The sequence below is a fragment of the Rhodanobacter sp. B05 genome (genome assembly GCF_002001085.1).
GTDB lineage: Bacteria > Pseudomonadota > Gammaproteobacteria > Xanthomonadales > Rhodanobacteraceae > Rhodanobacter.
Genome location: NZ_MUNU01000002.1, coordinates 1 through 5,850, shown reverse-complemented (window position 1 = coordinate 5,850; position 5,850 = coordinate 1). Strand labels below are relative to the sequence as shown.

Here is a 5,850-nt window from a genome sequence, read left to right as displayed (position 1 = left end):
TTTTTGGATAAAGCCCCTGGCGGTGACCTGTTGCGGGTCGCGACCTACGGTCGCCACCGCACAAAAGAAAAACCCCCACCGTTTCGGGTGGGGGTTTTTGGATAAAGCCCCTGGCGGTGACCTACTCTTGCATGGCAAAGCCACACTACCATCGGCGCATGCGCGTTTCACTTCTGAGTTCGGGATGGGATCAGGTGGGACCACGCCGCTATGGCCGCCAGGGAAGGGGTGGGAGCAGCGCGATTGCGCCGGCTCCACATTCTTGAAGGGTCGGCCCTGACAGCCGACGCTCCCGCGAGAGGTTCCTCGAAGAGTTGAAGAGTCCGCCATGGATGGCGGGGTTTGACTCTTCTTCTCGTGAGAAGGATCTCACGTAAAGATAATCGTAAACGAGTGACAAGCGTCGAGGTGAATCGGACTTTCAACCAGTGCTTCGGTAGCGATCGCCCTTTCGAAGAGTCCGGCCAGGGATGGCCGGTGGCTCCGCAGAAGGACCTGCGTAAAACAAAGCCACTTGGGGTTATATGGTCAAGCCTCACGGCTCATTAGTATCAGTTAGCTCAACGCATTGCTGCGCGTCCACACCTGACCTATCAACCACCTGGTCTTGATGGTGCCTTAAGGAGAGTCAAGCTCTCGGGAGATCTCATCTTGGGGCGTGCTTCCCGCTTAGATGCTTTCAGCGGTTATCACTTCCGTTCGTAGCTACCGGGCAATGCCATGGGCATGACAACCCGAACACCAGCGGAACGTCCACTCCGGTCCTCTCGTACTAGGAGCAGCCCCCCTCAAATCTCCAACGCCCACGACAGATAGGGACCGAACTGTCTCACGACGTTCTGAACCCAGCTCGCGTACCACTTTAAATGGCGAACAGCCATACCCTTGGGACCGGCTACAGCCCCAGGATGTGATGAGCCGACATCGAGGTGCCAAACACCGCCGTCGATATGAACTCTTGGGCGGTATCAGCCTGTTATCCCCGGAGTACCTTTTATCCGTTGAGCGATGGCCCTTCCATACAGAACCACCGGATCACTATGACCTACTTTCGTACCTGCTTGATCCGTCGATCTCGCAGTCAAGCACGCTTATGCCATTGCACACAGTGCGCGATGTCCGACCGCGCTGAGCGTACCTTCGTGCTCCTCCGTTACTCTTTGGGAGGAGACCGCCCCAGTCAAACTACCCACCATACACGGTCCCTGACCCGGATGACGGGTCGAGGTTAGAACGTCAAGCACTTCAGGGTGGTATTTCAAGGTTGGCTCCATGCAAACTGGCGTCTGCACTTCAAAGCCTCCCACCTATCCTACACAGAAGAACTCAACGTTCAGTGTAAAGCTATAGTAAAGGTTCACGGGGTCTTTCCGTCTTGCCGCGGGAACGCTGCATCTTCACAGCGAATTCAATTTCACTGAGTCTCGGGTGGAGACAGCGCCGCTGTCGTTACGCCATTCGTGCAGGTCGGAACTTACCCGACAAGGAATTTCGCTACCTTAGGACCGTTATAGTTACGGCCGCCGTTTACTGGGGCTTCGATCAAGAGCTTCGCCTTGCGGCTGACCCCATCAATTAACCTTCCAGCACCGGGCAGGCGTCACACCCTATACGTCCACTTTCGTGTTTGCAGAGTGCTGTGTTTTTGATAAACAGTCGCAGCGGCCAGGTTACTGCGACCCATCAACGCTCAGTCACGCACGTGACCACGTCGATGGGCGCACCTTCTCCCGAAGTTACGGTGCCATTTTGCCTAGTTCCTTCACCCGAGTTCTCTCAAGCGCCTTGGGATTCTCACCCTGCCTACCAGTGTCGGTTTACGGTACGGTTTTTCTTAAGCTGAAGCTTAGTGGCTTTTCCTGGAAGCGTGGTGTCAGTCACTTCGTCCCATAGGACTCGTCTCGGTGCTCGGCATAAAGCATCCCGGATTTGCCTAAGATGCATGCCTACCTCCTTTCCCCGGGACAACCAACGCCCGGTAGACCTAACCTTCTCCGTCCCCACATCGCACTTAAGAAAAGTGCAGGAATATTAACCTGCTTCCCATCGACTACGCATTTCTGCCTCGCCTTAGGGGCCGACTCACCCTGCGCCGATGAACGTTGCGCGAGGAAACCTTGGGCTTTCGGCGTGGGGGCTTTTCACCCCCATTATCGTTACTCATGTCAGCATTCGCACTTCCGATACCTCCAGCAGACTTTACAATCCACCTTCACAGGCTTACGGAACGCTCCTCTACCGCGTACACACAAGTGTGCACACCCCGAGCTTCGGTGCATGGCTTAGCCCCGTTAAATCTTCCGCGCAGACCGACTCGACCAGTGAGCTATTACGCTTTCTTTAAAGGATGGCTGCTTCTAAGCCAACCTCCTGGCTGTCTATGCCTTTCCACATCGTTTTCCACTTAGCCATGACTTGGGGACCTTAGCTGCGGGTCTGGGTTGTTTCCCTTTTCACGACGGACGTTAGCACCCGCCGTGTGTCTCCCGGATAGTCTGTCCTGGTATTCGGAGTTTGCCATGGTTTGCTAAGTCGCGATGACCCGCTAGCCATAACAGTGCTCTACCCCCAGGAAGATTCGTCCGAGGCGCTACCTAAATAGCTTTCGAGGAGAACCAGCTATCTCCGAGTTTGTTTAGCCTTTCACTCCTATCCTCAGCTCATCCCCATCTATTGCAACAGATGTGGGTTCGGTCCTCCAGTGCGTGTTACCGCACCTTCAACCTGGCCAAGGATAGATCACTCGGTTTCGGGTCTACTGCCAGAGACTATGCGCCCTATTCAGACTCGATTTCTCTTCGCCTCCCCTATACGGTTAAGCTTGCCACTGACAGTAAGTCGCTGACCCATTATACAAAAGGTACGCAGTCACCCTTGCGGGCTTCCACTGCTTGTACGTATACGGTTTCAGGGTCTATTTCACTCCCCTCTCCGGGGTTCTTTTCGCCTTTCCCTCACGGTACTAGTTCGCTATCGGTCAGTCAGTAGTATTTAGCCTTGGAGGATGGTCCCCCCATGTTCAGACAAGGTTTCACGTGCCCCGCCTTACTCAATTTCACACAAAGTGCCCTTTCGTCGACTGGGCTATCACCATCTATGGCCGGCCTTTCCAGACCGTTTGACTAGAACACAATGTGCTTTTGGGCTAGTCCCCGTTCGCTCGTCGCTACTTGGGGAATCTCGGTTGATTTCTTTTCCTCCGGGTACTTAGATATTTCAGTTCCCCGGGTTCGCCTTGCATGGCTATGTATTCACCATGCAATACCGCTTGCGCGGTGGGTTTCCCCATTCGGACATTGCCGGATCAAAGCTTGTTGCCAGCTCCCCGACACTTTTCGCAGGCTGCCACGTCCTTCATCGCCTCTGACTGCCAAGGCATCCACCGTATACGCTTAGTCGCTTGACCATATAACCCCAAGTCGCCTCGGGGCAGCCCCCTCATCAGGGGCAGCCAAGTTACTTCGTTTTCGTGCCTTAACACTTGTCTCGGTTCGGTTCGAACCAAGACGCTTGTCACTCGTTTACTTGTTTTCAAAGAACATCACACCGGCCTCAATGCCGGGTGATTTCAAATCTTTTGTGTGCTGATACTTCACGCGGCGCTTGATGGTGGAGCCAGTCGGGATCGAACCGACGACCCCCTGCTTGCAAAGCAGGTGCTCTCCCAGCTGAGCTATGGCCCCTTGAAGAGTCCGCCCAGGGATGGGTGGTCTTGATCGGCTTTCCGCGGATGGATCCGCGTGAGACCAATGGTGGGTCTGGGTGGACTCGAACCACCGGCCTCACCCTTATCAGGGGTGCGCTCTAACCACCTGAGCTACAGACCCATGAAGGATGAATCCCAGAACCCGCGAGCCAAGCTACCTGGACAAACTACCTGGAACCAGGCTCGAAGCCGCTGTTGATGAAGAGTCCGTCCATGGATGGACGGTCTTGATCTTCGCTCTTCGCGACAGGATGTCGCGTGAAGTACAGGTGTCTTGTGTGGACGTCTTGCAACCAAAGGTTGCGACTGTCTATTTCTTGAAAGGAGGTGATCCAGCCGCACCTTCCGATACGGCTACCTTGTTACGACTTCACCCCAGTCATGAACCACTCCGTGGGCGTCGTCCTCCTTGCGGTTAGACTAACGCCTTCTGGAGCAACCCACTCCCATGGTGTGACGGGCGGTGTGTACAAGGCCCGGGAACGTATTCACCGCGGCATAGCTGATCCGCGATTACTAGCGATTCCGACTTCACGAAGTCGAGTTGCAGACTTCGATCCGGACTGGGATCGGCTTTCTGGGATTGGCTCCACCTCGCGGTATTGCAACCCTCTGTACCGACCATTGTAGTACGTGTGTAGCCCTGGCCGTAAGGGCCATGAGGACTTGACGTCATCCCCACCTTCCTCCGGTTTGTCACCGGCAGTCTCCTTAGAGTTCCCGACATTACTCGCTGGCAACTAAGGACAAGGGTTGCGCTCGTTGCGGGACTTAACCCAACATCTCACGACACGAGCTGACGACAGCCATGCAGCACCTGTGTTCCGATTCCCGAAGGCACTCCCGCATCTCTGCAGGATTCCGGACATGTCAAGGCCAGGTAAGGTTCTTCGCGTTGCATCGAATTAAACCACATACTCCACCGCTTGTGCGGGCCCCCGTCAATTCCTTTGAGTTTCAGTCTTGCGACCGTACTCCCCAGGCGGCGAACTTAACGCGTTAGCTTCGACACTGATCTCCGAGTTGAGACCAACATCCAGTTCGCATCGTTTAGGGCGTGGACTACCAGGGTATCTAATCCTGTTTGCTCCCCACGCTTTCGTGCTTCAGCGTCAGTGTTGTCCCAGATGGCCGCCTTCGCCACTGATGTTCCTCCCGATCTCTACGCATTTCACCGCTACACCGGGAATTCCACCATCCTCTGACACACTCTAGCTGCCCAGTATCCATCGCCATTCCCAGGTTGAGCCCGGGGATTTCACGACAGACTTAAACAACCGCCTACGCACCCTTTACGCCCAGTAATTCCGATTAACGCTTGCACCCTTCGTATTACCGCGGCTGCTGGCACGAAGTTAGCCGGTGCTTATTCCTCAGGTACCGTCAGCCCCACAGGGTATTGACCCATGGTATTTCGTTCCTGATAAAAGTGCTTTACAACCCGAAGGCCTTCTTCACACACGCGGCATTGCTGGATCAGGCTTGCGCCCATTGTCCAATATTCCCCACTGCTGCCTCCCGTAGGAGTCTGGACCGTGTCTCAGTTCCAGTGTGGCTGATCATCCTCTCAGACCAGCTAGCGATCGTCGCCTTGGTAAGCCATTACCTTACCAACTAGCTAATCGCACATCGGTCCGTCCAACCGCGCGAGGTCCGAAGATCCCCCGCTTTCTCCCGTAGGACGTATGCGGTATTAGCGTAAGTTTCCCTACGTTATCCCCCACGTCTGGGTAGGTCCCGATGCATTACTCACCCGTCCGCCACTCGCCACCCATCGTATTGCTACGACTGTGCTGCCGTTCGACTTGCATGTGTTAGGCATGCCGCCAGCGTTCAATCTGAGCCAGGATCAAACTCTTCACTTAAGTTGTCGACCTCATCCCACCCGAAGGCAGGAAGAAGATCTATCTTTCTGAAGCGTATGTCCCAACAAAATCAAAACTCATTACTGACTTTTTCTTTCATTGGACGCTTGCATTGCTTGGACAGGTCGTAACCCTCCATCGCAAGACGTCCACACAATTCACCTGCGCACACTGTCAAAGATCCTTTCGCCGTCACCGTTGCCAGTGACACCCCAGGGACCTTTCGTCCCGGGTGAGCCGCCCATTCTACATCGCTTTTGGAGACCGTCAACACCTTCG

1 protein-coding gene, 2 tRNA genes and 3 rRNA genes are annotated in these 5,850 nt (G+C 54.9%); all 6 read right to left on the bottom strand.

The features are described from left to right. Positions 1 to 108: 108 nt before the first annotated feature. Positions 109 to 222: ribosomal RNA gene (rrf, locus tag B0E47_RS00025) — 5S ribosomal RNA — on the bottom strand. A 302-nt stretch (positions 223 to 524) separates the two neighbouring features. Then, a 23S ribosomal RNA gene (locus tag B0E47_RS00020) occupies positions 525 to 3,406 on the bottom strand. 201 nt (positions 3,407 to 3,607) lie between these two features. After that, positions 3,608 to 3,683: transfer RNA gene (locus B0E47_RS00015), tRNA-Ala, on the bottom strand. 67 nt (positions 3,684 to 3,750) lie between these two features. Beyond that, positions 3,751 to 3,827 (bottom strand) — tRNA-Ile (locus B0E47_RS00010). Positions 3,828 to 4,026: 199 nt separating this feature from the next. Next, positions 4,027 to 5,571 (bottom strand): 16S ribosomal RNA (locus B0E47_RS00005). Together the 16S, 23S and 5S rRNA genes with 2 tRNA genes alongside form the textbook arrangement of a ribosomal RNA operon. 70 nt (positions 5,572 to 5,641) lie before the next feature. Next, positions 5,642 to 5,850: hypothetical protein (locus tag B0E47_RS17105; protein WP_217318869.1), on the bottom strand; the 209-nt coding region annotated here is incomplete at its 5' end.